Annotated in this window: 21 protein-coding genes; 6 read left to right on the top strand and 15 right to left on the bottom strand. The window is 72.6% G+C overall.

Annotated features, from left to right (window positions below; translation table 11 throughout):
• Positions 1-297: 297 nt before the first annotated feature.
• The 4 genes from ACIO3O_RS13345 to ACIO3O_RS13360 form a co-directional block, all read right to left on the bottom strand.
• Complete coding sequence (locus ACIO3O_RS13345) at positions 298-1,623, bottom strand: MFS transporter (protein ID WP_401744989.1); 1,326 nt, start codon at positions 1,621-1,623, stop codon at positions 298-300.
• A gap of 69 nt (positions 1,624-1,692) precedes the next feature.
• Entirely contained in the window at positions 1,693-2,007 is a 315-nt protein-coding gene (locus ACIO3O_RS13350; protein WP_401744990.1) for a hypothetical protein, read from the bottom strand.
• Between the two features lie 33 nt (positions 2,008-2,040).
• On the bottom strand, positions 2,041-4,143 hold the full coding sequence (locus tag ACIO3O_RS13355) for an MMPL family transporter (protein WP_401744991.1): 2,103 nt from the start codon (positions 4,141-4,143) through the stop codon (positions 2,041-2,043).
• Between the two features lie 140 nt (positions 4,144-4,283).
• Positions 4,284-4,814, bottom strand: coding sequence for a MarR family winged helix-turn-helix transcriptional regulator (locus ACIO3O_RS13360; protein WP_401744992.1), 531 nt, complete (start codon positions 4,812-4,814; stop codon positions 4,284-4,286).
• A 126-nt stretch (positions 4,815-4,940) separates the two neighbouring features.
• Between ACIO3O_RS13360 and ACIO3O_RS13365 the strand changes: the two genes are divergently transcribed.
• Together ACIO3O_RS13365 and ACIO3O_RS13370 are read left to right on the top strand one after the other, a co-directional pair.
• The gene (locus ACIO3O_RS13365) at positions 4,941-6,983 is read left to right on the top strand and encodes a family 20 glycosylhydrolase (RefSeq protein ID WP_401744993.1); all 2,043 of its coding nucleotides are present in this window, start codon (positions 4,941-4,943) and stop codon (positions 6,981-6,983) included.
• Positions 6,984-7,137: 154 nt separating this feature from the next.
• Complete coding sequence (locus ACIO3O_RS13370; RefSeq protein WP_401744994.1) at positions 7,138-8,043, top strand: universal stress protein; 906 nt, start codon at positions 7,138-7,140, stop codon at positions 8,041-8,043.
• 21 nt (positions 8,044-8,064) lie between these two features.
• On the opposite strand, the gene ACIO3O_RS13375 is transcribed toward ACIO3O_RS13370, so the two are convergent.
• Both ACIO3O_RS13375 and ACIO3O_RS13380 read right to left on the bottom strand, forming a co-directional pair.
• A complete protein-coding gene (locus ACIO3O_RS13375) occupies positions 8,065-9,255 on the bottom strand; it encodes a phosphotransferase (RefSeq protein WP_401744995.1) in 1,191 nt (396 codons plus the stop codon).
• 117 nt (positions 9,256-9,372) lie between these two features.
• Positions 9,373-10,062 (bottom strand): DUF4232 domain-containing protein, encoded by a 690-nt coding sequence (locus tag ACIO3O_RS13380; RefSeq protein ID WP_401744996.1) that lies wholly within the window; start codon positions 10,060-10,062, stop codon positions 9,373-9,375.
• A gap of 296 nt (positions 10,063-10,358) precedes the next feature.
• Between ACIO3O_RS13380 and ACIO3O_RS13385 the strand changes: the two genes are divergently transcribed.
• Positions 10,359-12,539 carry a PQQ-binding-like beta-propeller repeat protein gene (locus tag ACIO3O_RS13385; RefSeq protein ID WP_401744997.1) on the top strand — a complete coding sequence of 727 codons (2,181 nt, stop codon included), beginning with the start codon at positions 10,359-10,361 and terminating at the stop codon, positions 12,537-12,539.
• Between the two features lie 73 nt (positions 12,540-12,612).
• Here ACIO3O_RS13385 and ACIO3O_RS13390 read toward each other — a convergent pair whose 3' ends face one another.
• Complete coding sequence (locus ACIO3O_RS13390; RefSeq protein ID WP_401744998.1) at positions 12,613-13,278, bottom strand: lysophospholipid acyltransferase family protein; 666 nt, start codon at positions 13,276-13,278, stop codon at positions 12,613-12,615.
• Positions 13,279-13,573: 295 nt separating this feature from the next.
• Between ACIO3O_RS13390 and ACIO3O_RS13395 the strand changes: the two genes are divergently transcribed.
• Positions 13,574-14,629, top strand: coding sequence for a DMT family transporter (locus ACIO3O_RS13395; RefSeq protein WP_401744999.1), 1,056 nt, complete (start codon positions 13,574-13,576; stop codon positions 14,627-14,629).
• Here the strand turns inward: ACIO3O_RS13395 and ACIO3O_RS13400 are convergent.
• On the bottom strand, positions 14,586-14,987 hold the full coding sequence (locus ACIO3O_RS13400; protein WP_401745000.1) for an STAS domain-containing protein: 402 nt from the start codon (positions 14,985-14,987) through the stop codon (positions 14,586-14,588). The genes ACIO3O_RS13395 and ACIO3O_RS13400 overlap by 44 nt on opposite strands.
• 128 nt (positions 14,988-15,115) lie before the next feature.
• Positions 15,116-15,556, bottom strand: coding sequence for an ATP-binding protein (locus tag ACIO3O_RS13405; RefSeq protein ID WP_401745001.1), 441 nt, complete (start codon positions 15,554-15,556; stop codon positions 15,116-15,118).
• A gap of 159 nt (positions 15,557-15,715) precedes the next feature.
• Here ACIO3O_RS13405 and ACIO3O_RS13410 point away from each other — a divergent pair, with 159 nt between their 5' ends.
• Positions 15,716-16,093, top strand: coding sequence for an STAS domain-containing protein (locus tag ACIO3O_RS13410; RefSeq protein WP_401745002.1), 378 nt, complete (start codon positions 15,716-15,718; stop codon positions 16,091-16,093).
• 14 nt (positions 16,094-16,107) lie between these two features.
• Here ACIO3O_RS13410 and ACIO3O_RS13415 read toward each other — a convergent pair whose 3' ends face one another.
• Positions 16,108-16,542 (bottom strand): ATP-binding protein, encoded by a 435-nt coding sequence (locus ACIO3O_RS13415; protein WP_401745003.1) that lies wholly within the window; start codon positions 16,540-16,542, stop codon positions 16,108-16,110.
• A 229-nt stretch (positions 16,543-16,771) separates the two neighbouring features.
• Here ACIO3O_RS13415 and ACIO3O_RS13420 point away from each other — a divergent pair, with 229 nt between their 5' ends.
• Positions 16,772-18,331 carry a PucR family transcriptional regulator gene (locus tag ACIO3O_RS13420; RefSeq protein WP_401745004.1) on the top strand — a complete coding sequence of 520 codons (1,560 nt, stop codon included), beginning with the start codon at positions 16,772-16,774 and terminating at the stop codon, positions 18,329-18,331.
• Here ACIO3O_RS13420 and menC read toward each other — a convergent pair.
• From menC to ACIO3O_RS13445, 5 genes are all read right to left on the bottom strand, one after another.
• The gene (gene menC, locus ACIO3O_RS13425; protein WP_401745005.1) at positions 18,321-19,424 is read right to left on the bottom strand and encodes an o-succinylbenzoate synthase; all 1,104 of its coding nucleotides are present in this window, start codon (positions 19,422-19,424) and stop codon (positions 18,321-18,323) included. The two genes, ACIO3O_RS13420 and menC, sit on opposite strands and share 11 nt — an antisense overlap.
• Positions 19,425-19,574: 150 nt before the next feature.
• Positions 19,575-20,669, bottom strand: a complete 1,095-nt coding sequence (locus ACIO3O_RS13430) for a DUF1996 domain-containing protein (protein ID WP_401745006.1) — start codon at positions 20,667-20,669, stop codon at positions 19,575-19,577.
• 13 nt (positions 20,670-20,682) lie between these two features.
• Positions 20,683-22,857 carry a discoidin domain-containing protein gene (locus ACIO3O_RS13435; protein ID WP_401745007.1) on the bottom strand — a complete coding sequence of 725 codons (2,175 nt, stop codon included), beginning with the start codon at positions 22,855-22,857 and terminating at the stop codon, positions 20,683-20,685.
• A gap of 224 nt (positions 22,858-23,081) precedes the next feature.
• Positions 23,082-25,262 (bottom strand): discoidin domain-containing protein, encoded by a 2,181-nt coding sequence (locus ACIO3O_RS13440; protein WP_401745008.1) that lies wholly within the window; start codon positions 25,260-25,262, stop codon positions 23,082-23,084.
• A 285-nt stretch (positions 25,263-25,547) separates the two neighbouring features.
• Positions 25,548-26,903 carry a GH1 family beta-glucosidase gene (locus ACIO3O_RS13445; protein WP_401745009.1) on the bottom strand — a complete coding sequence of 452 codons (1,356 nt, stop codon included), beginning with the start codon at positions 26,901-26,903 and terminating at the stop codon, positions 25,548-25,550.
• Between the last annotated feature and the right edge of the window lie 23 nt (positions 26,904-26,926).

A 26,926-nucleotide genomic window follows, 5' to 3' on the forward strand; every position in this document is an offset into this window, starting at 1 on the left:
AGAGAATGCCGGGTCCCTCGGTCGGGTCGCGCCGGCGAAGGGGCTGCCTCAGCAGCCGTGGGCCACACGACCCGGAACCCAGGCGGTGCGCCGGGCGAGGCGATGCAGGTCGGAGAGGATCGTCATCCGACGTTGCCTCCTTTCGGCTCGACGGCTCAGGGGTTGAGCTGTTCCTTTGTTGGGCTGTTCGAAATTAAGTCGCCGCAGGCAGACGGGTCAAGGAACCTGCGGCATCGTGCGGGCACTTCGGTGGAAGCTCCGAGTGGAGAAACGAATACCCCCGGGCGATGTGTACGTTCATCCCGCTGCGGGGCATCCCGCTGCCGGGGCCGCCCCGTCCCCCGTGGCGGCGTCCCCCACGGCCGCGCGCCGCAGCGTACGTATCGCCGGGATCGCGAACAGCGCCACGCAGCCCACCAGGCACACGCCCGCCGACACCAGCAGCAGCCGCGCCGGGGAGGCCAGCGCCAGCGCGGGCCCCGCGAGGATCTGACCGAGCGCGATGCCCGACACCGAGCCCGCCAGCTCGTACGCGGAGACCCGGTTGAGGACGGCGGCGGGGGTGTGGGTCTGCACGCTGGTCGCCCACATCACCGACCAGAACGCCATCGCCCCGCCGCCGAGCACGTGCCCCGTCAGCAGCACCGGCAGCCCCGCGTCCAGCGCCACGCACAGCGGCAGGACGGTGTAGAGCGCCATCGCCACCGCCCCGGCGGCCAGTGGCCGCTGCGGGCGCACCCGCAACGCCAGCAGCCCGCCGAGCACCGTCCCGACCCCCAGGAAGGAGACCGCCAGACCGTACGCGTCCGGGCCGAGCCGGGACCCGATCAGCCCCGAGCTGAGCGGCACGAGCGGGCCGAACACCAGCACCCCGTAGACCATCCAGATGAGGATGACCGACCACATCCAGGTGCGCGCCCGGAACTCCTGCCAGCCCTGCCGCAGGTCCCGGCGCAGCGAACTGCCGCGCACGGCGACCGCGACCCCCGGGGCGAGCCGGATGAACCCCAGGCACAGGGCGCTCAGCACGAAGGTGCCCGCGTCGATGGCGTACACCGTCCCGGCGTTGGTCAGCGCGATGAGCACACCGGCGAGGGCGGGCCCGACGAGGTGCGCGAGCGCGTCGGCCACCTTGAGGGTGGCGTTGGCGCGCTGCGGCTCGCGGGCGATCAGCGGGACCATGCCGTTCATCCCCGGCAGGAACATCGCGACGGCCGCACCGCCGAGCCCCGACATGGTCACCAGCAGCCAGAACGGGGGAGTGCCGGTGAAGAACGCGACAGCCAGCACGCCCTGCGTGACGACCCGCACGGCATCCGCGCCGACCATCATCCGGCGCGCCCCGAACCGGTCGGCGAGCACCCCGCCGAACAGCACCAGCGCGACGAACGTCCCCGTCCAGGTGCCCAGGACGAGGCCGACCCCCGATATCCCGTACACGGCCCCGACCGCGAGCGCGGCCGCCACCGGCATCATGGCGTCACCGAGCTGAGAGACGGTGCGGGCGGCGAAGAAGAGCGTGAAGGGCCGGTCCCACAAGGCGGGCCGGCCGGGCTTCGGCCCGCTCTTCAGGGGCAGCTGGTGCCGGTGTCCACGGTGCTGCGCGTTCGGTGAGTTCGTCACCTCCACATACTGGTTCAGACCAATCGGCGAATCCAGGTGTACGGAACGACGTCCCGCGGCTCGGACGCTTCAGCTCCGCCGCAGCAGCCGGCGCAGCCGGGACGGGCGCGCGGGCCTGCCACCGGCCCGCCCCGCCCCGTACCCGCGCGGCTGCCAGTGACCGTCGGGCGACAGCACCGGAGCCTGGCGCTCGGCCTGCGCCTTCACCTCCCAGTGCGCCTCGTGCGAGGTCACCCGGTACGCCTCCTCCCAGGCGGCCAGCGCCGAGGCGACGGCGGTACCGGCCGTGCCCCGGCGGCGCACATGCCGGGCCAGCAGGGCGAACGCGGCGACGGCCACGAGGAGGCCGCAGGTGATCAGCAGCGGCGGCAGGAGGTCGGCCATGCCGCCGAGGCTATGCGCGACGACCCCCGCCCGTCAGCCCTTTGCGGCCGGAGCCTTGCTGAGCCGCCCCGGCCACCACGCCGTCCGCCCGATGTCCCGCACCAGCGCCGGTACGAGCAGCGACCGTACGACCAGCGTGTCCAGCAGCACGCCGAACGCCACGATGAACGCGATCTGGAGCAGGAACGCCAACGGGATCACCCCGAGCGCCGCGAACGTCGCCGCCAGCACCACGCCCGCCGAGGTGATCACCCCGCCGGTCGCGGTCAGACCGCGCCGCACGCCCTCGCGGACGCCGTGCGCGAGGGACTCCTCGCGGACCCGGGACATCAGGAAGATGTTGTAGTCCACGCCGAGCGCGACCAGGAACACGAAGCCGTACAGCGGTACGGACGAGTCCGTGCCGCTCATCCCGAAGACGTGCTGGAAGACGAGTGCCGAAACGCCCAGCGTGGCCACGAAGTTGAGGGCGACCGTCGCCACCAGCAGCAGCGGCATCAGCAGTGAGCGCAGCAGCAGCGCCAGGATGACGAGGATGATCGCGAGCACGACCGGCACGATCAGCACCCGGTCCTGCGCGGCGGTCCGCTGGGTGTCGTACTGCTGCGCCGTGTATCCGCCGACGAGCGTGTCCCCGGCCCCCGGCAGCGCGTGCACCGCGTTCCGCAGCCGGGCCACCGTGTCCTTCGCGGCGTCGCTGTCGGTCGCGTCCTTCAGGGTCGCGTCGATGCGCACCCGGCCGTCCACCACCAGGGGTGCACCGCCCCCGGGCCGCCCGGAGGCGGTCACGGCCGAGGCGTCGGCGACGCCCTCGGTGTCCTCGGCGAGGGCCCGGACGGCCTCGGCCCGCCCGGCGTCCGTGATGATCACGGCGGGGTTGCCGGAGCCGCCGGGGAAGTGCTCGCCCAGGGTGCGCTGGGCGGTCACGGACGGGGCGCCGCCCACGAAGATCTCGTCGAGCGGCACGCCCCGCGAGGTCAGCGTCGGCGCGAACGCCGCACAGGCCAGCAGCCCGGCCAGGCACAGCGCCCACACCCGGCGCGGCGCACGGTCCACGAGCGCGGCCACCTGCTGCCACAGCCCGGAACTCCCGCCCCTGCCCTTGGAGCTGTTCGGCTTGGCGGGCCAGTACGCTGCCCTGCCCAGCAGCGCCAGCACGGCGGGAAGGAAGGTCAGCGCGCTCAGCACCGCGCACACGATGCCGATCGCCCCGACCGGGCCCAGCGCGCGGTTGTTGGTGAGGTCGCTGAGCAGCAGCGCGAGCAGCCCGAGCGCGACGGTCGCCGCACTGGCCGTCACCGGTCCCACTGTCTGCCGCCAGGCGGCCCGTACGGCGGTGAAACGGTCGGCCCCGCCCGCGAGTTCCTCCCGGAAGCGGGCGGTGAGCAGCAGCGCGTAGTCGGTCGCCGCCCCGATCACCAGGATCGACAGGATGCCCTGCACCTGCCCGTCGACGCGTACGACGTCGTGATCGGCCAGGACGTACACGATCGCGCTCGCCAGCCCCAGCGCGAACACCGCGCCCACGATGATCACGAACGGCAGCAGCACACTGCGGTACACCAGCAGCAGGATCAGCAGGACGGCCGCGAGCGCGACCCCGAGCAGCAGCCCGTCGATCCCGGCGAAGGCATCCTTGAGGTCGGCCTGACTGGCGGCCGGACCCGCCAACTCGACCTTGGTTCCCGCCACTTGCCCGGCGGCCTTCTTCACGCGCTCCAGCGTCGGGGCGAGTTCGTCGCCGAGGTCGGGGCGCAGCTGTACGACGCCCTGGAGTGCCTTTCCGTCCTTCGACGGCAGAGCGGGCGAGGTGCGTCCGACGAGGCCGGGGGAGCCGTTGAGCGAGGCCAGCGCGCGGCTCGCGGCGCTCTGCTGCTCCGCCCCCAACTCACCTCCCCCTGTGCCCTGTTGGGTCCAGATGACGATGGCGGGCAGGGTCTCGTCCTGCCGGAAGGCCTTCTGGGCCTCGATCGCACGGGTCGACTCCGCGTTCTGCGGGAGGAAGGCGGCCTGGTCGTTGGTGGCGACCTGGCCCAGCTTCCCGGCGTACGGGCCGAGCATGCCGCCGACGCCCAGCCAGACGATCAGCAGGACCAGCGGAACCAGCCGGCGGGCGGTGCGGGCGGAGGTGGACATCGTGCTCCCGGTGCCAAGTGATCAGGGCTTCTGGCCGGGAGCCTGCTGCCCCCGTCTCCACCCCGTGTCTCCATATATCTCAAGCAGAAACAATCTCAATGATTGAAATATATGGCCCGGGGGTGCGATCCGCAGGGCTTTCAGCGGCGCGGCGCGCGGACCGCGCCGAGTTCGCCGTTGAGGTCCGTGAGGAAGCGCAGGACGAGGGCGAGTTCTTCGTCGTCGAAGCGGGAGCGGGTGTTCTCGGTGGCCTCGGCGAGGGGCAGGAAATGGCTGCGGGCCGTCGACCGGGCGCTCGGCTCGTAGTGCACGTGCACCACCCGGCGGTCGGCGCTCTCCCGTGAGCGCCGGATGTGCCCGGCGCCCTCCAGCCGGTCCAGACAGGCGGTGACCGCGCCCGAGGTCAGCCCCAGGTGTTCGCGGAGCAGGCCCGGGGTGAGCGGGGTCGCGGAGTCCAGGATCGCGGCCAGCGCCTGGACGTCGGTGGCGTGCAGGCCCTGGCGGGCGGCGAAGCCGTGGACGAGCCGGTTGATCTCCCCGTTCATGCGGCGCAGTTGGACGGCGAACGCCTGGAGCGAGGCGCCGGGTCCCGCTCCGTCCGGCGCGCCCGTGTCCGGCCCCGCCGGGTCGGAGGCGGAGGGGGACGTGTCTCGCTCGTCTGTACTGGCCACGGGGTCACCTTATAGAGCCGTGAAATTCCGGCAGGACCCTTGCAGAGCGCATACATCGGGGCCAGGATGACCACGCTCGTCTTGTCTAGACCTCTCTCCCCCACTTCCTGGACTGGAGCACTCCCGATGCCTTCGGCGCAACCCACCCGACGCACCTTCGTCACCGGCACGGCAGCCCTCGCGGCGGCCGCCGCGCTCACTCCCGCCGTGGCGGGCGCGGCCCACGCCGGGAGTGCCGGTCAACCGGCCGACGCGGGGCGGCCGTTGACCGTACCCGGCCTCCAGCAGTGGACGCCCGGTCGCGGCTCCTACCGCTTCGGCACGGGCAGCCGTATCGTCCTCGACCGGGGCCGGCGCGCTCAACTGGCCGCCACCGCAGCCCTGTTCGCCGACGACCTGCACACCCTGACGGGCCGTCGGGTCGCCGTGGTCACCGGGCAGGCGCGGGCCGGTGACCTGTCGCTGACGCTGCGCGACGACAAGAACCCGGTGACCCGCGACGAGGGGTACACCCTTGTCTCCGGATCTGTCATGAACCTGTCCGCCGCAAGCGTGACCGGCGTCTTCCGGGGCACCCGCACCCTGCTCCAGCTGCTGCACCAGTCGCCCGTCGTCGCGGGCGGCACCGCCGTGGACTGGCCGCTCAAGCCCTACCGGGGGCTGATGGTCGACAACGGCCGCAAGTACTTCACGCCCGAGTGGCTCAAAGCCACCGTCCGCAACATGGCGTACATGCAGCTCAACACCCTGCACCTGCACCTCACCGACAGCGAGGGCTTCCGGATCGAGTCCAGCTCGCACCCCGAAGTCGTCTCCCGGGACGGCTTCCTGACGAAGCGTGAGATCCAGGACCTGATCGCCTTCGCGCAGCAGCACCACATCGAGATCATCCCCGAGATCGACGTCCCCGGGCACATGACCCAGGTGCTCTCCGTCCACCCCGAGCTGGGCCTGCCCGGCTCCAGGACCACGCTCGACCTGAGCAAGGACGCCGTCTACGCCTTCGTACGGGACCTGCTGGAGGAGTACCTGCCCCTCTTCCCCGGCCGCTACTGGATGCTCGGCGGCGACGAGGCCGACGCGGTGCGCAACAACGCCGCCTACATCGCGTACGCCAAGGCGCACTACCTCCCCACCGGCGGCGACCCGGCCAAGATCACCGGCAACGACTGCGTCTTCGGCTTCCTGAACTGGGCCAACGACATCGTCCGCCGCCACGGCAAGACCATGCGCATGTGGAACGACGGCCTCAACGGCATCACCACCGCCGTCGTCAAACCCTCGAACACCATCAACGTCGACTTCTGGACCTCGCGCGGCGCCGACCCCACCTGGCTCGTCGACCAGGGCTTCACCGTCATGAACGGCGGCAGCCCGCCCACCTACTACGCGGCCGGCGGCGGCTGGGACTACCGCAAGGACACCCCCTGGACGTACGAGAACTGGCAGGTCGACGCCTTCCTCAACTGGGGCCCGGACAGCGAGACCCCCTCCCCGTACCGCACGATCACCGGCGCCGCCAACCAGGGCACCGCCATGCACATCTGGTGCGACATCGGCGCCCCGGAGACCGAGGAGCACATCTCGGAGTGCACCGCCCGGCTCACCCACATCGTCGCCCAGGCGGGCTGGGGCTCGCCCAGGCCCGCCCCCGACTACCCGGCGTTCGTCCGCGCCCTCCAGCAGGTCGGCGACGCACCCGGCGGACGCGCCACCGCCGACCTCGCGATGGGCCGCCCGGTCCGCGCGACCTCCGGCCCGAACCCGGCGGCGGCGGTCGACGACGACCCTTCCACGGGCTGGAGCAGCGGCCCCGTGACCGGCGGGGCGACCGCGCTCACCGTCGACCTCGGCAGCCCGGTCGCCCTGGACCGGGCGGCCGTCCAGTGGGGCGTGCGCTTCGCGACCGCGTACCGGCTGGAGGTCTCCCCCGACGGCCGACGCTGGTACGCACTGGCCTCGACCGGCGCGGGCAAGGGCGGCACCACGCCCTACCGGAGGGCGACCACCCCGCAGGACCTGATCGACTTCGACCCGAGGGCGGTCGGCATCGAGGAGTTCGAGCGGCTGGAGGGGGTCGGCCGGTACGTCCGGCTGGTCGTGGAGAGCGCGAAGCCGGAGGGCGTGGACGTGATGTCGCTGCGGCTGTTCGGGGCGCCTCGGAGGTAAGGCGCGGAGGGGCCCGCAGGCCCGCGCGGCCTGTGGGCCCCCTCGTCGAGACCCGAGGGGGCCCGCCCAAGTACCCCCGGAATCGTGACCTTTGGCCGGGATTCAGGCCCTTCGTCCCTGCCCCCGCACGCCCCCTCCGTACCAGCATGGAGGCATGGAAACCCTCCCGGTGATCACCGCAGTCGACGGATCGGACCACAGCCTCAAGGCCCTCGAATGGGCCCTGGCGGCAGCCCGCGCACGCGGTGCGGAGCTGCTGGTCGTTCATGTCAGGACCGATCACACCAAGGCGTTTCCGATGCTCGGCTCCGTGCCCCTGCTGCCTCCGGCAGAAGCGGAAGCAGAAGTCCCGGTGTTCGCCGGGGTGCGGGAGCTGCTGGCGGGCCGCGAGAACCTGCCGCCAGTGCGGTACGAGACCGTCGACGGCAGCCCCGCCGCCGCACTGGTCGAGCTCAGCACACGGGCGCAGCTGCTCGTCCTCGGCTCGCGCGGGCGCGGCGGCTTCACCAGCCTGCTCCTCGGGTCGGTCAGCCGTGCCGGCACCGCGCGGGCGGCCTGCCCGGTCGTCGTCGTACCGCCCACGGCGCAGGGCGAGGGGCTCGGTCCTGTGGTGCTGGGGCTCGCGCCGGACGAGACCAGCGACGTCGTCCTGGAGTTCGCCTTCGAGGAGGCGCGGCGTCGCGGCGCCCCGCTGCGGATCGTCACCACCTACCCCGTTCCGCTCTCCACGCTCGCCCTCGCGGGCGGGTACGGCAACGGCACGGACGCCGTGCACGCCTCGGAGGGCCCGAGCATCGAGGCCGACCTCGGACGCGCCCAGGAACACCGGCTGCGGCCCTTCGTCGCGCGCTACCCGCAGGTCACGGTCGAGCGGGTGATCGCCGCGTCCGACGCGGCGGGCCGCCTCGTCACGGCCTCGCGGAACGCCGGGCTGCTCGTGGTGGGCAGGCACCGGCGGCGACTGAGCGCCGACTCCCTCCTGCTCGGCTCGGCGGCCAACGCCGTCCTGCTGCACGCGCACTGCCCGGTGGCCGTGGTGCCGCCCAGGCCCGCCGCCTGACCGGCAGCCCGACCGGCCCCGCTATCCCGGCGCGTCCACGGCCCCCACCGCGTCCAGGTCACGCACCGCCACCGCCGTGCGCCCGATGATCGCGTCGCAGATCGCGTCCGGCTGGTAGCGCGGCTGGATCGGATTGCGGCCCCGCGTCGTGAGCCAGATGTAGAGCGGGTACAGGCTCTGCCTGCGGTACGCCAGCCACGCCGCGTCCGGCGTCGGCGCGACGCCGCCCGCCTTCGCCAGGTGCTCCAGGTACAGGGCGAGCAGGTCCCGCTCCCAGGCACGCCGGTCCGCCACGGCCAGCCCCGAGGTGATCAGGTACGCGACGTCGCAGGCCCAGCTGCCGCGCATCATCACCTGCCAGTCGACGAAGCCCATGCGCCCGTCGGCGGTGCGGTACGTGTTGCCGATGTGCGCGTCCCCGTGCAGCAGCGTCTGCGGGCCCTCGGCGGCCTGCTCCAGGGAGCGGCGCAACGCGGTGTACAGGACGTCCGGCGCGGGACCGGGATCCGTCGGCAGCACGGGGGCCGACCTGCGCATGCCGACCCGGGAGCGCGCGTTCATGCCGATGAGCCGGTCGAGATTGGCGAAATGGACGTCCGGGGTCTTCAGGTACCCGTGACGGGACAGTTCCGGCGACGCCCACATCCGGCCGTGCCGCAGCGCCGTCTCCACCAGCAGCCCCTCCACCTCGGCGCGGGTGAACGGCGCCGTGGGATCGAGGAACACCGCGCCCTTGCTGTCCGCCACGTCCTCCACCAGCACCACGCTGCGCCCCGTCCCCGGATGGGCGGCGCCGTGAAAGCCCCGGGGCGCCTCGATGTCCAGGGCGGGCCGGATCTCGTTGTAGAAGGCGGGTTCCTGGACGAGGACGTCGGCCAGGTGCAGGGTGAGCCGTTGCAGCACCCCGGCGGTGGTCTTCGCGAACACCCGGCCCGGCAGCCCGGCCGCGACACCGGCCTCGTTGTACGTCACCGCGATCCGGAACCGCGACGAGGTGCCGCTGCTCACCGGCGTCACCTCGCACCCGGTCACCGCCGCACCCGGACTCCCGGCGCACAGCACGGCCGTCAGCCACACCGGGTTCACTTCCTGGGGACGTACCGGCACGTCACCCGCCCGCCGGGCGGGAACCGTGCGCACGGCCTCACCGGCGGCGGCCGCCCCGATCCGTACCAGATTCTCCAGAATCTCCCGCGCGGCGTTCTTGGCCATGTCCCACCCCTGTCCGTTGGACGTGCTGGACGTGACCGTCAGTCAATACGTCACGTGCGCCGTGCGGAAGAAGGCGTACGGAGGTGGGAGACGCCGTTCCGCTGCCCGCCCGGCGGGCTACTGCGCCCCGCCCTGGCCCGCGCTGCCGATCGGGCCGACCGTGACGGGCTTGCCCGAACCGTCCGTGACGGGCAGCGAGGCCGCGCCCGGCCAGCGGAGGGTGACCGAGGTCGTCTCGTCCGGCGGGGTCACCACCAGGCCGGTAATGCGGACGCCCGTGCCGCCGGTGTCGTTGGTCGGGTAGTGGATGCCGAAGTACGTCGACTCGCCGCTCTTGAGGGTGCCAGGGACGACCGGCTCGCCGGTGCGCTTGGCGGACAGCGTGCCCTCCTTCGTCTTCAGGTCGACGCCCGCGAACCCGGAGATCGCGCAGGTGCTGCCGCCGGTGTTCTTCAGCTCCACAGCGACCGTCTTGTCCTTGTCGCCGCCGACGGTGGCGTCCGTCGCGGTGATCTTCAGCCCGCTGGTGCGGCACTTGGCGACCTTGCCGCCGGTGTTGGAACCGGATCCGCTGCCGCCGGTGGTGCTCTTGCCCGCCGAACCACTGGAGCCCTTGCCCGGCACGGCGCCGCCCGCGTCCGCCGAATCCCCGCCCGCCGTCTCCCCGCCCGTCGACGCGCTGCCCGCCGACGACGCGGGCGACGACGACGGACTGCCCTGCGCCGCGCCGCCGTCGTTCTGGCAGGCGGTGAGCGAGAGACCGGCGACGACCGCGAGGGTGGCGAAGGTGAGCTGGTGAACGCGCATGGTTTCTTCCTCAGCATGGGTGGGCAGTGCCTGCCGCTCTGTGCGTCCGAGCGGCGTTTGTGATCACAAGGAGTCGCCCCGCCCGGTGAATCGTTCCGCCCGACCCGCCCCTCATACACAGCTGTTACAGGCCCGGCCGGGCCGGGACAGACCCGTGACACGAAGGATCTTGACCACAACCGCCCCCGCCGTGCTCCGCCGCACCGCCCGGCGGTTAGTTTGTGAGGCGGAAGTCAGGTTCAGGTATCCATGAGGACGACGGGTTCAGGTACCGGTGAGGACGAGAGGTCGGCCAAGTGACACTGCGCGGAGGTGACCCTGCCGAGATCGGTGGCTATCGGCTGGAGGCGCGCCTGGGCGCGGGCGGCATGGGCACGGTCTTTCTCGGGCGCACGGATTCGGGCCGCCCCGTCGCGATCAAGCTGATCCACCAGCAGTTCGCGGCCGACGAGGAGTTCCGCATCCGCTTCCGCCAGGAGGTGGCGGCGGCCCGCCGGGTGAGCGGGGCGTTCACCGCGGCCGTCGTCGACGCCGCCCCGGAGGCCGACCAGCCGTGGATGGCGACGACGTACATCGAGGGGCAGACCCTCGCCCAGCGCATCACCGCGCACGGCCCGCTCTCCGGTCCCGAACTGCGCACGCTCGCCGTCGGCCTGACGGAGGCGCTGCGCGACATCCACCGCGCGGGCGTCGTCCACCGCGACCTCAAGCCCTCCAACGTCGTGCTCTCCCCGGAGGGCCCGCGCGTCATCGACTTCGGCATCTCGCGCGCCGCCGACCAGCAGACGCTGACCATGACCGGCCGCGTCATCGGCACCCCGCCGTTCATGTCGCCCGAGCAGTTGCAGGCCCCGCGCGGCGTGGGCCCCCGCTCGGACGTGTTCTCGCTCGGCACCCTGCTGGTGTACGCGGCCACCGGCCAGGGCCCCTTCGACGCCGACAGCCCGTACATGACGGCCTACCAGGTCGTCCACGAGGAACCGGCGCTCGACTCCGTCCCCGCCCTGCTGCGCACCGTCGTCGAACCCTGTCTGGCGAAGGAGCCCGAGGGCCGCCCCACCGCCGACGAACTCCTCGTACGCCTGCGGGACCTGCCCTGCGACCTGGGCTCGCGCACGACTCCCACCGCCCTCACCCGCACCCGCGACACCGAGACCCAGCACCACCCGGCCCCGGGCCCCGACAAGCCCGCGGCCGGACGGCTGCGCCGCCGCTGGCGGTCCGTGCTCGCGGCGGCGGTCGCCGTGGCGGCGGTCGGCGGCGGCATCGCCGCGGTGACCTCCGACGGCCTCGGCAGCAAGACCGACCCCACCGACGACGGCCGCAGCCACAGCGTCGCCGCCCCCGCCGCCCCGCTCCCCAAGGGCTTCACCCCCTGGCACACCACCGTGCGGGGCGGCCGCAAGGACATCCCCGACGAACTGCGCTGCCTCACCCGCGGCGACGCCCTGTTCTGCGGAGGCGGCGGCGTCCTGGCGACCCGCCTCAAGCCCTCCGACGGCACCCGCGTCTGGACGCGCACCAGCCCCGGCGTCCCCGTCCAGGGCATGCACCTGGTCGGCGCCACCGACAACACGGTGCTGGGCTACCGGATCAGCGACCGCCACCCCCGGGGCGAAGTCGTCGCCCTCGACGCCGCGCAGGGCCGCGAACTGTGGGCCGAGCCCTCCGGCGCCCAGTCCATGGCCGTCACGGGCCGCTCGCGCGACGCCGTGGTGCTGGGCTCCACCGTGGTCATGGTCGACGCATCCAACTCCCTGCTGGAGGCCCGCGACGCACACAGCGGCAAGGTCGCCTGGCGGATGCCGTTCCCCGCACGCACGCAATGCTCGCCGGTCCCGGCGGGGGAGCGCCTGTACGCGATGTGCGCGCCCACCGCCGAGATCGACGCCACCGAGGTGCGCCACCCCACCCTGCGCCCCCTCGACCGCGCCACCGGCACCCCGGGGAGCCCGGTCGCCGTCCGGGGCCCCGCCGTGCCGATGGGCGTCGCCGACGGCCGCCTGGTCCTCCTCCAGGTCCACATGCGGGGCCCGGCCCCGGCGGGGTACGAAGGGGTGGCCCGCCTCGACCCGGCGACGCGCCAGGTGACGTACAGCCGTCTGCCGAAACCCGTCGAGGGCACCCCGGGAATGGCCGACGGCACGGTGTACGTCAGCGGGCAGACCGGCCGGGTCACGGCGCTGGACCCCCTGACGGGCCGCCAGAAGTGGAGCCGCCAGACCAGCGTCGAAGGGGCGTCCGGCCCCGTCCCCGGCCCCGGCGCGCTGTACTTCAGCTCCGCCACGGGCCGCGTGGTCGCCCTCAGCCCGCGCGACGGCACCCCGCTGTGGACCACCGACCCGCAGGCCGACGGCTTCACCGGCGAACAGGGCGCCAGCCCCCGGGTGACCGTCGCGGGACGCGCCCTGGTGGTGGCCGCCGCCAAGAACACCCTCTTCGCCTTCGACACCCGCAAACCCCCGAACACGGGCTGACCGAAGCCCCCGCACACGGGCCGACCGGCCCGGCGGCTCAGGCCACCGGCACGTGACGGCCCGGCTCGATCGTTCAGGCCGCCAGCGTGACCGGCAGCCCCTCCACCCGCGCCGCCGCCGTGCGCCACGCCTCGGTCACCGCCGCGTGGGCGTGCGCGGTACGGGCCGCCAGGTCCCCGGTCGGGCGGATCGGGGCACCGAGGTGGACGTGCAGCCGGGGCCGCCGCAGCGGAGCCGTGGCCAGCCCCGCGAGCTGCTTGGCCACGCTGCCGGACGTGATCCGCCGGGCCCCGGCCTGCCCCAGCGGCACCACGGGCGCCCCGGTGCGCTCCGCGAGCCGGGCCAGCCCGCTGCGGAAGGCCCCCGGCGCGGCCTCGCCCGCGTCCGGACGGTCCGGGATGCCGCCCTCCCCGTAGATCAGCACCACCCGGCCCTCGGCCAGCGCGTCGGCCGCCAGGTCCAGCGCGTCCGCCGCCCGCCGCGAACGCCGGTGCACGGGAATGTGCCCGCCCTCCTCCAGGACCCGGCCCAGCACCGGTACCCGCCACAGCCCGGCCGCCGCCATCACCGTGGGCCGCACCCCCAGCCCGTGGAGCGCGGCCAGCACGAGCGCGGGGTCGGCCAGCGAGGTGTGGTTGGCCGCCACGATGCTCCCCGGCACCACCTCGGCCCCGGCGTCGGCACTGACGGACAACCGCCCGGCCCAGGGCACCAGAACACCGGCAAGACGGCTGAGCATCACAGAACCTCCAGGTCAACGGCGCGGGACGATGACCTCATCCTGATCGCCGCGACAAACCCGGACGTGAGTACCCGTACTCAACTTCCCCTGTGCGCAGGGAGCCCGGCACCCGCCCATGACCTCACCAGCCCATGCCCTCACCAGTCCGTGCCCTCACCCGCCCCCGCCCGCACCCGCCGCGCGGCGGTCGGCTAGAAAGACCGTCGGCACGCACGTGGGCCCGGACGCCGCCGCACCGGCACCCGGACCCCGGCGCGCCCGCCGAGAACCACACCCGGAGGTCCGACCGCCCATGCCCACCGCCCAAGCCCCCTGGCTGCTGCTCGCCGTCTTCTCCGGCGCCCTGATCTCCCTGCAGGCCCGCATCACCGGGGGACTGGCCGCCGGGCTCGGCGGGGACGGGTTCGCCGCCGCCACGATCTCCTTCGGCTCCGGCTGCCTGGTCCTGGCCCTCGGGCTGCTCGCGGTACGCACCGCCCGGCGCGGGGTCGGCCGGGTCGTCGCGGAGGTCCGTGCCCGGCGGCTGCGCCCCTGGCAGGTGCTCGGCGGCTTCGGCGGGGCGGCCTTCGTCCTCACCCAGGGGCTGACGGTCGGGGTGCTCGGGGTGGCGCTGTTCAGCGTGGCGATCGTCGCGGGGCAGGTCGCGGGCGGACTGCTCTTCGACCGGATGGGCCTCGGCCCGGCCGGACCGCAGCGGCCCACCCGGCGCCGGGTGGTCGGCGCGCTGCTCGTGCTGGCGGCCGTCGTGCTGTCGGTGGCCGACAAGCTGGGCGGCGACCTGCCGTACGCGGCGCTCGCGCTGCCGCTGGTGGCCGGGGTGTGCGTGAGCTGGCAGCAGGCGGTCAACGGGCACGTGCGCAACGCCTCCGGGTCCGCGTACACGGGCACGTTCTTCAACTTCGTCGCCGGTACGGGCGCCCTGCTCGTCGTCCTGCTGGTGCACGCCGCCCTGACGGGCCTCCCGGACCGGCTGCCGACCGAGCCGTACCTCTACCTCGGCGGGCTGGTCGGGATCGCGTTCATCTCCATCGCCGTCGCCACCGTGCAGAAGCTGGGAGTGCTGCTGCTCGGGCTGTGCACGATCACCGGCCAGCTGGTCGGCTCCCTCGCACTCGACCTGCTGCTGCCGCACGGGGGCGCCGAGGTCACCGCGGCCACCGTCGCGGGCATCGTGCTGGCCCTGGTCGCCGTCACGATCGCCGCGCTCGCCGGCGGCGGCACCAGCAAGGTCGTCCGGCGCGGCGCGCCCGCACCGGCCGAGACCGCCGCGAACCCGGCGGCCGTCGCCGACACGGAGGGCGAGGCTACGACAGCCTCCGAGCGGCCTCGACGTCGTCCACGAGGTTGAGATAGCCGTCGGCCCGCGAGATCTCGAACAGACGGAACACCGAGGGCGAGAGCGGACCGGCGATCGCCAGCCTGCCGCCACGTTTCTCCAGCGTCCGGTGCGCCGTCAGCAGGGCGTGCAGCACGGACGAGTCGGCGAACGTCACCGTCGCCAGTTCCACGATCACCAGCGGGTCGTCGCCCGACGTCGCCCGCTGCAACCGTTCGGCGAAGTCCTCGGAGTTGTCCCAGTCCAGGTCGCCGGTGGCGGTGACCACGGGCACCGGCGCGGGCGACGGCACGGATCCGTCCGTCCCCGACGCGCCGCGGTCCGTCCTGCGCGCGGCGTGCTCGTCGTTCGGGGAAGTGCTCTGCTCCATGAGGAGAGAATACGACCCCCCACCCGTCGCCTCCGCGTGACCTCGACCGCAGGGCGGCGACGGCCCGGCGAACCGAACACCTCTGCGCAGAAGGAGAAATGAGCATCGAGATACACCCGATCGTGTGATCATCCCATCCTGTTTTGCGGGTACTGGTGCATGGGAAGCTGATGCGGCCGGTGCAGTGACATCTGCACCCGAAGGCGCGTGCCGCCCGAGCGCGGGCGGGTCACGGTGAACACCTCGGCCAGCCCCGCGACCAACGGTCGGCCGAAGCCGTCCGGCACCGGATGACACCCGGCGGACGCCCCCGTCGCGGGAGGGCCGTCGGCCGTGGTCACCGTCAGATCGAACGCGTGCGGGAACAGGGAGGCTTTGAGGAGTGCGATCCGGCCGCCGTGGTGCAGGGAGTTGCCCACCAGTTCCGACACCACCAGCAGGATGTCGTCGCGGGTACGCGCGTCGCATACCAGGGGCCGCTGGGCCAGCAGTGCGGTGACGGCCCCGCGCGCCTCAGCGGCGCTGGCGGGCCGCCCCACCACTGTCGAATCGAAGTGCAGCAGCGCCATCTGGACCGGCCCCTCGTTACGTCAGTTGATGTGACTTATTGCTTCGTTGCCCTGGGGCTGCCGAGAGATGCGGCGGCCCGACCAGGCTCACCCCGGAGGGGGACCGCGCGAATGCCTGCGCGAATGGTTATGAACGTACGAGAAGGAACGAGCGACCCGATGCCGGGCGAAGGCGACCCCACCTACACCCTGAGCATCACCATGGGTGCGGGCTGCTGCACCATACGCCTCACGGGCAGTGTCGACTGGCAGTCCGCGCCCACACTCCAACTCGCGCTCATCCAGGCGGCCCTCGCGGTGAGCGGTTCGGTACGCGTCGACCTGAGCGGCCTGGTGTTCGCCGACTCCTCGTTCCTGCACCTGCTGCTCGACATGCAGCGGCACTGCCGGGCCCGCGGCACGTCCATGGGGATCGGCAACCGGCTCCAGCCGGTGGTGAAGCGCCTCTTCGACCTCACCGGCGCCCGCTGCTACTTCGACTTCGTCGACCAGGAACTCCCCGACCGCACCGCCGTGGCGGACCCCCGGACCGGCTGACCGGCCGACGGGTCTCAGCTCAGCGGCAGCCGTACGGTCACGGTCTTGCCGGAACCCCCGGCGTGCATCCGCACCTCGGTCTCCGAGGCGACCGTCTGCACCAGCGCCCAGCCGAAGCCCCCCGGGTCCGTCCGCTCCCCGAAGTGCGCGACCGGGGGCAGCGCGCTGCGGTCGTCGGCCTCCACGAGCAGGTGCCCGGCCTCGATGCGGGCCGCGAACCGGGTGAGCCCGCCGCCGTGCCGGTGCGCGTTGCTGACCAGCTCCGAGCAGGCCAGCAGCGCGTCCTGCAACCGCGTCTGGAAGGACGCCCCGACCGGCCCCGGCGTGCGCCCGGCGGCCCAGGCCGTCATCAACTTCCGTACCTGCTCGCGCGCCTGTGCCGCCCGCAGGTCCCGCGCGGACTCAAGGTGCATGACGACGGCAAGGCCATCGTCGTGTGCGTCGGACATCCCGACGGTCCTTCCCCACATCACTCGCAGCCAGTGGCATTCCCGTCGGCCCGCGCACTCCCTTCCGCGCTCACGGGGGCCTCGACGTTCCCTGCATGGTCTCAGAGTCCGCCTCCGGTTGGGCAACGGGCCGCCCACCAGGGGCCGCCGCACACCGGGCGCCGCCGCGGAAATCCGCCACGACGTCCGCTGAGAGACTGTGCTCCCGAACAATGACGAAGGAGCACGCATGGACGCCATGGCCCTGGGCGACCTGATCGACGTCGTCCGCAGCCCGGCGTTGCGCCTGCTGGCCGTGCCGGGCGACGCCGCCGTGCGGATCAGCGACGTCCTGCTGTACGACGCCCACGCCCCCCTCCCGCACACCCCCGGCGCCCTGCTCCTGGCCGTCGGCGTGCGGGCGGGGGAGGCCGGTGGGCTCGTCCGGGAGGCGGCCGCCGCCGGAATGGCCGGGGTCCTGGTGCGCGGTGCCCAGGACGCGCCGGTCGCCGAGGCCGAGACGTACGGCCTGGCCCTGCTGTCCGTCGAGGAGGGGGCGGCCTGGCACCATGTGCACCTCACCCTGGCCTCGGCGATCGAGGCGCGGCCCGCGCGCGGCGACGGCCTCGCCGACCTGTTCGCCCTGGCCGGGGCCATCGCGGCCGCGACCGGCGGGGCCACCAGCCTGGAGGACCCGCACCAGCGCATCCTGGCGTACTCCACCGTCCCCGGGCAGCCCGTCGACGAGGACCGCAGGCAGGGTATCCTCGGCCTCCAGGTCCCCGACGGCCTGGGGAACACCGCCCAGTACCGGGCGGTGTTCGCGGCGCCCGGACCCGTACGGCTGCCGCCGCTGACCGACGACGACCTGCCGAGGCTCGCCGTCGCGGTACGGGCCGGGGACGAGCCGCTCGGTTCCATCTGGGTGGTGGACAGCGGCTCCCTGGCCGCCGACGCCGAGAACACCCTCACCCAGGGCGCGTCCACCGCGGCCCTGCTCCTGCTGCGCGCCCGCGCCGCCCAGGAGCTGGCCCGCCACCGCGACACCGATCTGCTGCGCAGGCTGCTCGACGGCACCGCCGACCCGGCCGCCGCGGCCCGGCAGCTGGGCGCGGGCCCGGTCCGGGTGGCCGCGTTCGCGCCGGCCGGCGCGGGCAGCGCCCCGGACTCCGAGTGGACCTCGCTGCGGCTGCTGGACGTCGTACGCCTCCAGTGCGAGGCCCGCAGCGGGCGGCACGCCTGCGTCCTCGTGGACGGCGTGGTGTACGCCGTGCTGGCCGCGCCCGGCGACGCCGCGCAGCACCGGCGGCTCGCCGAGGACATCGTGCGCCGTGCGGGAGGGGCCCTGCGGGTTCCGGTACGGGCGGCGCTCGGCGGCGTGGTGGCCGACCCCGGCGCCGTACCGGACTCGCGCGCGGACGCCGACCTGGTGCTGCGGCTGCTCCACGACGGGCTGCCGGTCGCCACGGTCGAGGAGGTGCGCGCCCGGGTGACGCTGCTCCGGCTCGCCGGGGTGCTGCGCGAGGACGCCCGGCTCCAGGTGGGTGTCTGGCAGCGGATGGTCGCCGCGGACGCCGACCAGGGCACCGAGTACGCCCGCACCCTGGCGGCCTGGCTGGACGCGGGCTGCGACGTGGCACGGGCGTCGAAGGAACTCTCCGTGCACCCCAACACCTGCCGCTACCGCCTCAAGCAGGCCGGGAAGCAGTTCGGCGTCGACCTCCAGGACCCCGACGAGCGGCTCGTGCTGTGGCTGCACCTGCGCACCCTGGGAGACGGACGAGACGGACGCACCGCACCTAGCGCGTGATCCACTCCCGGGACACGGTGACCGCCTCCAGCACCTCGGGCAGCGGATCGACCCCCAGGCCGGGCCCCTGCGGGACGGCCAGGTGGCCCTCCTCCAGCACGAACGGCTCCGTGAGGTCGGCGGCGAAGTAACGGTCGGAGGCGGAGGTGTCGCCGGGCAGGGTGCAGCCGGGGAGCGCGGCGAAGGCCACGTTGGCGGCCCGCCCGATGCCGGTCTCCAGCATGCCGCCGCACCAGACGGCGACACCGTGCGCCCGGGCCAGGTCGTGGATGCGGCGGGCCTCCAGATAGCCGCCGACCCGCCCCGGCTTGATGTTGATCACCCGGCAGGAGCCCAGTTGGATCGCCGCAGCCGCGTCGGCCGCCGACTCGATGGACTCGTCCAGGCACAGCGGAGTGCGCAACTGCCGCGCCAGCGCGGCGTGCTGGACCAGGTCGTCGTGGGACAGCGGCTGCTCGATCAGCTGGAGGTCGAAGTCGTCGAGCCGGGCGAGGTGGCGGGCGTCGGCCAGGGTGTACGCCGCGTTCGCGTCGACCTGGAGCGCCAGGCCGTCCCCGAACCGTTCGCGGACCGCCCGCACGGGCTCGACGTCCCAGCCGGGCTCGATCTTCAGCTTGATCCGTACGTATCCGTCGGCGACGTATCCCGCGACGGCGTCCAGGAGTTCCGGCACCGAGTCCGCGATGCCGACCGACACCCCGCACGCCACCCGGTCCCGCTCCGCCCCGAAGAAGGACGCGAAGGACTCGCCGGTCGTACGGAGCTGGGCGTCCAGCACCGCCGTCTCCAGCGCGGACTTGGCCAGCCGGTGCCCGGTGAACGGCCGCACCGCCCGCCCCACGGCCTCGGCGTCCACGGCGCCCCGGGGCAGGGCGGGTATCAGGAAGCGGCGCAGGACGTCCTGGGCCCCGTCGGTGTACTGGGAGCAGTAGCGCGGCTCGGACATCGCCCCGCACTCCGCCCAGCCCTCGGCGTCGGCGGTCACGACGCGCACGAGCAGCACGTCACGGGTGCTCTCGACGCCGAAGGAGGTGCGGAAGGGGGTGACGAGGGGCATGGCGATGCGGCGCAGTTCAATTCCGGTGATGTCCACCTGCGAAGAGTAGGAGCGCGGAATCCCCGCATTCTTTGGCCGGTGAAAAGAATGCGGGGCCCGCCTTTTGGCCACCCGGCCAAAGCCGTCCGGGCCGCTCGGCCGAAGCCGCGGGGGCCGCCCGACGTGGAGCCGGGCGGCCCGCAGGGTCTACGGCAGCCGGTAGTCCGCGTTCAGCACCGCCCCCTTCTGCGGCTGGTTCTGGTCGTAGCCGCGCGCGTCGCACTGGAGGCCGCCCACGACGCAGTGCTCGACCAGGGCCTTCAGCGTCCGCTCCTCCCACGCGTTGAAGAAGTCGTAGTGGAAGGAGTAGCCACGCCCGCTGGCCAGCCGCACCCTGCTCATGTCGCCGTTGACCGGCCACGCCATCTTGAACTCGATCATCGGCAGGGCCACCGGGTGGGAGGCCGGGCACATGTTGTCGTTGGTGCCGGGCTTCACGACCGGGTACGCCATGTGACTCTTGTGGTCGGGCGTGTCGAGGTACTTCCCGTCCCAGCAACTGGGCGCCTGCATCCGCAGGTTGAGCTGCACGTCGGGCCGCTGCGGACAGCTCGCGGGGATGTCGGTGTTGAAGAAGCTGTCACCGCACTCCCACCCCTCGACGAAGCCCTTGTGGGCGCGGAACTCCGCGGCGGACTGCATCGGGTTGCCGACCACGAAGCGCAGTCCCTTGGGGAAGGGGCGCACGCTGGTGTAGTCGGTGACGCCCGACTTGTAGTAGATGGTCTGCGGGCCGACCGGAAGGATCTTCTGGTCGCCGTTGTACAGCGAGGGCATCCAGTACGCGGACGCGTCGGCCGGGGCCTTGCAGGTGGTGTTCCCGCCGTAGAGGCTCGCGGTCGTACTGGCCGCGTTCGTGGACGTGTTGCCCATGAACGTGTGGTCGTGGGACTTGCCGAACTGCCCCGGGTAGACGATCGGGTCGTCCGGCGCGGTGTGCGTGACCGAGCAGTTGGCCTGGAACTCGTGGAAGTACGCCCGTGGCGGGGTCCTGTCGGACGGCGTCACCCCGGTGACCTGCGGGACGGCCGGAATGTAACCGTCCCCGTCGGGATCGTCGCCGGACGCCCGTGTGGAGGGCGCCATGACGTGCCCCGCGTGGGTGGCGGCCGATACCGCCCCGCCCGTCGTGTCCGGAGCGGCGGTGGCGACCGTGCCGACGCTCAGCGCGCCGACCAGCAGCGCCGTACTGACGAGCAGTGCCGGCAGGCCTCGCGACCTGGTCCTCTTGCTCATTCTCATGGGTTCTCTCCTGTCAGCGGTAGATCCCGAACTCGTGCAGCGAATAGCCCCAACCGGTGCCGCGCTGGGTGAGGTTGAGGCGTACGTGGCGGGCGGTCTCGTTCAGCCCGATGGTGTCGATGTCGCCATTGCCGGTCGTGGTGGAGTGCACCGTGCGCCAGGTGGTGCCGTCGTTGGACACCTGCACCTCGTACGCCTTCGCGTACGCCGGGTCCCAGACCAGTTGGAGGGTGCGGATCGGGGTCGGCGCGCCCAGGTCGGTGCTGATCCACTGCGGGTCGGACCAGTCACTGGCCCAGCGCGTCTCCTGCTTGCCGTCGACGGCGAGCTGCGGGCCGCACGGGCAGTCCCCGTACGACCCTTGGAAGGAGGAGGCGGTGGTCGGCTTGTTCAGCGCGACGTTGGTGCCGGTCACCGGCGGGGCGACGACCTTCACGGACTTCGTCTCGATGCCCGCGTTGCCGCGCCCGTCCTCGGCCTGGACGTAGACCTTCCACACGCCGAGCTTCTCCGGGGCGGTGACGGCGAAGGTGCCGTTGCCGGTCGCCCGCCACCGGGCCTCGATCAGACGCTTGTCGCCGTTGGCGTAGTTGCCGCTCAGGTAGATCTTGTACGTGACCGGGTCGCCGTCGGGGTCGCGCACGTCCGCCCGCACGGAAAACTCGCCGCCCGCCGGGGCCGAACTCGCGGGCGTAACAGTCATGTTGGAGACGACCGGCGGGGTGTTGTCCCCGGCCGTGCTGCCCTTGTACGCCTTCTTCACCGCGTAGTACGACAGCCGCTTCAGCCCGTCGGGCAGCAGGTTGAACCACACGCCGCCGAAGTCGTGCTCGGTGCCGTAGTGGAACATCGTCGCGCCCAGCGCCACCCCCGCGTGCCCGGTGACGCAGCCCCAGGCCTTGGCGTACCCCTCGGCCTTCTGCACGTCGGTGGGCTCGTCCGGGACGCCGTTCGCGTCGTTCGGCACCTCCCACTCACCGGCCGGGCCCGTCTCGGTGATGATGTACGGCTTGGTGTAGCCGCCGTCGATCCAGTCCTGGCGGACCTTGCACAGGTTCCCGTAGGAGTTCATCGAGTACAGGTCGAGGTCGGGGGCGTTGCGCTTGTAGTACGGCCACGCACCCGTCCAGGCGTCCGTCGACGTCACCGGGTGGTCGGGGTCGATACTGTGAATCTTCTTGGCGACGTCGTTGACGAAGGCGGTGTACGCGTTGCGCTGCGCTTCCAACTCCGTACCGCTGTAACAGTTCTGGAGCCCGAGCACCGACTCGTTGCCGACGTTCCACATCAGGGTGGCGGGGTGGCTCTTGTACGCGTCGACCCACCTCGCGAACTCGTTGAGGGAGTTCGTCTTGTACGTCGTGTCCGTGACGTAGTTGACGCAGCCGCCGCTTCCGGGGCCGCCGCCCGGCTGGAGCCAGAAGCCGTTGACCACGCGCAGTCCTTGGGCGGCCGCGCTGTCGAGCAGCGGCTTCGTCGAGCCGTCGGTGCCCCAGGTGCGGATCGTGTTGACGCCCATGGACTTCACGTCGGGCAGGTACTTCGGGGCGTCTGCGACGGACGGCCCCCAGGTCAGGCCCTTGACGGTGTACGGCTGGCCGCCGACCGTGAGCCGCCAGTTCCCCTGCGCACCGGCCACCTTGACGGGGCCGCCGGGCGGCGGGTTCGTCGTACCGTCGCCGCCGTAGACCTGGAACTCCCAGAGCGAGTAGCCGTACCCGCCCGCGCGGGCCACGCCCTGCATGCGTACATAACGTCCGGAGCCGGACACGGCGAGGTCGTCGGTGCCGCCGTCACCGCCGGTGACGCTCTTCAGGGTGCGCCAGGTGGTGCCGTCGTCGGAGGCCTGGATCTCGTACGACTTCCCGTACGCGGACTCCCAACTGAGCACCACCCGGCTGAGGTTGCGGGTCGCGCCGAGGTCGACCTGGAGCCATTCGGCGTCGGTCCACCTGCTGGCCCAGCGGGTGCCGGTGAGGTTGCCGTCGACGGCGGCCGGCGCGGCGAGCCCGTCGCCCTCCTGGGAGGAGGCGGTGGCCGGTCTGCCCTGGGAGAGGAGGGTGTCGGCCGCGTCGGCGGCGGGTGCGGTGGCGAGGGTGACGCAGGAGGCGAGGAGTGCCCCGAGGGTGATCAGCGCGACGGGGCCGCGCATCCGGGGTGGGGAGAGGGGGACGGGTGGACGGGTCATGACCGCTCCAGGGGGAGGGGGGCCGATTCGCGCCGGGCACGCCTGAGCGCTCTGTGGCATGCACCTGCCAAGATCGGCGATGCGGGGGAACCGGGCGTCGGACGGTGCGGTGGGGGCCTCTCCGGGCCGGGGTTTGCGGGAGGTGAGTGCCCCGGCCCGGAGAGGGGTGGTGCGCCCGTCACGCACCAAGTGCTGCTGCGTGACGGGCAGTTGAGGAGGTGTGCTTACGGGAACGACGTGACCGTGGACGGAATCGTCGAGGTCCCCGAGGTCGGCGCACCGGTGTCGTTGATGACGTGGTTGTACTGGCCGTTGCCGCCGAGCGAGACGGTCAGCAGGCTGTGGAACTTCACGCCCGGCTTCACCGGCACCTTGAACCCGTGGTCCTGGCGGATCGTCGGGTCGACGTTGTAGTAGCAGTAGCTGCCCAGGCCCCAGCCCTCGTGGGTGGTGACCGCGTCGTCGACCCGGTAGGCGGCGTAGCCCTTGGTGGCGCCGTTCTGGATGGCGGCCTGGTTCGGGGCGTCGTACGCCTTCTCGTTCTGGAAGAAGATCGTCCGGCCGCGGTCGCCGTACCACTCGACGTCGTACTTGTTGAAGTGCTCCACGAACAGGCCGGTGGTCAGGACGTCGTCGCCGTTGACCCGCAGCCCGTAGTCGGCCCGGTTGGTCTCCCAGCCGACGCCCGCGCCGTGGTCGGCGCGCCAGATCCAGGTGTGGTCGACGATGGTGTCGTCGTTGTTGATCACCATGCTGGTGGTGGCCCTGCCGGGGCCCGCGCCGCCGATGCGGACGTAGACGTCCTGGACGGTGGTGGGGTTGGCCGCGTGGTCGGCGGACGCGTTCTGCGGGCCGACTTCGAGGAGGGTCGGGGAGTTGACCGGTCCGGCGTCGATGAGGAACCCGGCCAGGCGGACGCCGTCGACGTCGGCGACCTTCATCGCGGTGACGCCGTTGTCCGGGATGATCGTGGCCAGGCCGAGGCCGAGCACGATCGTGTTGGCCCGGTTGATCTCGATGGGCCGGTCCACGTGGTAGACGCCCGGCGTGAACAGCAGGTGCAGGCCCTGCGCCACGGCCTGGTTGAGGGTGGCGGCGGTCGCGCCCGGCTTGACGACGTAGAACTTGCTCAGCGGGATCGACTCACCGGCCGGGGTCCCGTTCGCCCAGGTGGTGCCGCGTGCGTTGGTGCGCTTGGCGGGGGCGAAGACCTTGTACTCGGTGCCGTCGAGGTAGAGGAAGGGCTTCTCGCGGGAGACTGGGGTGGTGTCCAGGGTGGTGTAGCGGGGCTCGGGGAAGCCGGTGGCGGGAGCGCCCTCCGTACCGGAGAAGACCTGGTTCCAGACCGAGTTGGACCAGCCGCCGATGGAGCTGTCGCGGGTGTACCACTGCTGCTGCGAGTAGTTGCCGACCTGGCCGTCGATCTTGCTGTCGGCGATGTAGCCGCCGCTGGCCCAGCCGTAGCCGTCGGGGGCGAGGTTCAGGCCGCCCTTGACGTGCATGCGGCGGAAGGAGGCCGCCTGGGAGACCGCCCAGCGGTTGGTGCCGCTCACCGGGTTGAGGGTGAGGTTCTCGGCCGAGCGCCAGAAGTTCTGCGTGGCGTTGCCGTTGAACCAGCCGGCGTCGACGGTGACGTCACCGTTGAAGGTGGTGTCGCCGGGCTTGAGGCCGAGACCCGCGATCTGGGTGTAGAAGCCGATCTGGGCATTGAGGTTGTTGTACGTGCCGGGCTTGAAGAGCAGGGCGTGGCGTCCGGTGCCGAACTGGGCGGACTCCTGCTCCTTGAAGATCCGGTCCACCGTGGCCTGGATGCCGGGGGTGGAGGGGTCGAAGACGTGCACGTTCGGGCCGAGGTCACCGCCGCCGGGCAGGGTGGGGCCGCCGTCGGTCCCGCCGTACACCTGGAACTCCCACAGCGAGTAGCCGTAGCCGGTGGCCCGGGTCAGGCCGAGCATGCGGACGTAGCGGGCGGTGCCGGTGACGTTGAGGGTCTCGGTGCCGCCGGGGCTGTTCGCCGTGGAGTGGGCGGAGGTCCAGTCGGTGCCGTTGTTCGACAGCTCGATGCGGTACGACTTCGCGTGGGCGGCCTCCCAGCGCAGGACGACCTGGCTGACGGCCGTCGGCGCGCCCAGGTCGACGCTGATCCACTGGGGGTCGGCGAAGGCGCTGGACCAGCGGGTGCCGGTGTTGCCGTCCACGGCGGCGGTGGCGGGGGTGCCGCCGCTCTCCTGGCTGGAGGCGGTGACGGGCTTGCCCTGGGAGAGCAGGACGGGGGCGGCGGAGGCGTCGGTGGAGGGCAGCAGGACGAGCAGCGCCGCGGCCAGGGCGCCGACGAGGATTCCGGCGAGGGTACGGCGGGGTGCGTGTGCAGGGGGTCTGGTGAGGGGTGTGCCGACTGTGGGCATGAAGGTTCTCCTCGGATTCCCGTGCGGGTGAAGGGGGTTGGTGCGAGCGGCGCCGATCCTCAGGGGGCGGGTGTTCCAGGGGCGCGGGGAACTGCGCGACCAGCCACGACGCGCCTGCACGGAACCGTGCAATTGCCCCGCGGGTTGAGGTGAAGGGGCGGGGCTGGGGACCCCTTGGCCCGGCGGTCCGGGGCTGAATTTTCCCGGTACCGGGAAGCGGACTCGCCCTCTCAAGGGCGGTCCCGCCGGCCGAGGGCCCGGTGGACCTCGGCCGGGTCAAGGAGGCTAGGGAGCCGTAGCCGCACGGTGGGCACGGATGAGCTCCGCATAGCGGTGACCACTGGCCTTGACGGTGCGCCGCTGGCTCGCATAGTCCACGTGGACCAGCCCGAAGCGCTTGTCGTAGCCGTACGCCCACTCGAAGTTGTCCAGCAGCGACCAGGCGTAGTACCCGGCGAGGGGCGCGCCCTTGCGCAGGGCGCGGGCGCAGGCGGCGATGTGCTCTTCCAGGTAGCGGGTGCGCTCCGGGTCCTCGACGGTGCCCTCGGCGGTCACCGTGTCGGGGAAGGCCGAGCCGTTCTCGGTGACGTACAGCTCGCGCACCCCGTAGTCGTCGGTGAGCCGCATCAGCAGCGTCTCCAGGCCGCCCGCGTCGATCTGCCAGTCCATGCCGGAGCGCGGCACGCCGGGCAGCCGGATCTCACGGGAACGGATGGGGCCTGCGGGGTCGTCGGTGACCGTGACGGGGAAGTAGTAGTTGACCCCGTGCCAGTCCAGCGGGGCGGCGATGACCGCCAAGTCGCCTTCCTGCTCCGGGAGTTCGACCCCGTACAGCTCGCGCATGTCGGCGGGGAAGCCGCGCCCGTACACCGGGTCGAGGAACCAGCGGTTGATGTGTCCGTCCATGCGGCGGGCGGCCTCGATGTCCTCGGGGCGGGTGCTCGCGGGCTCGACGGGGGAGTGGTTGGTGACCAGTCCGATCCGGGCGCCGGGCGCGGCCGCCCGTACCGCCTGGGCGGTGAGGCCGTGGCCGAGCAGCAGGTGGTACGAGGCGCGGACGGCGGCGGTCAGGTCGGTGAGCCCGGGGGCCATCACGCCGTCCAGGTGGCCGATCCAGGCCGAGCACAGCGGCTCGTTGAGGGTGGCCCACTGGGTGACCCGGTCGCCGAGCCGTCCGGCGACGACGCTCGCGTACGAGGCGAGGTGCTCGGCGGTCTCGCGGACCGTCCAGCCGCCGCGCTCCTGGAGGATCTGCGGCAGGTCCCAGTGGTAGAGGGTGACCGACGGCTTGATCCCGGCGTCGAGGAGCCCGTCGATCAGCCGGTCGTAGAAGTCGAGCCCCTTCTTGTTGACGGGGCCGTCGCCGCCGGGCACGACGCGCGGCCAGGCCACCGACAACCGGTAGGTGTCGACGCCCAGTTGCTTCATCAGGGCGATGTCCTCGGGCCAGCGGTGGTAGTGGTCACAGGCCACGTCGCCGGTGTCCCCGTTGGCCACCTTGCCGGGAGTGCGGGAGAAGGTGTCCCAGATGGAGGGGGAGCGGCCGTCCTCGGCGACGGCTCCCTCGATCTGGTAGGCGGCGGTGGCCGTGCCCCAGGAGAAACCCGGGGGGAAGGCGGCGAGGTCGATGGATGCGGGCACGGGGAAGCCTCTCGGTGAGTCGG

The sequence above is a fragment of the Streptomyces sp. NPDC087440 genome, assembly GCF_044744005.1.
Classification (GTDB): Bacteria; Actinomycetota; Actinomycetes; order Streptomycetales; family Streptomycetaceae; genus Streptomyces.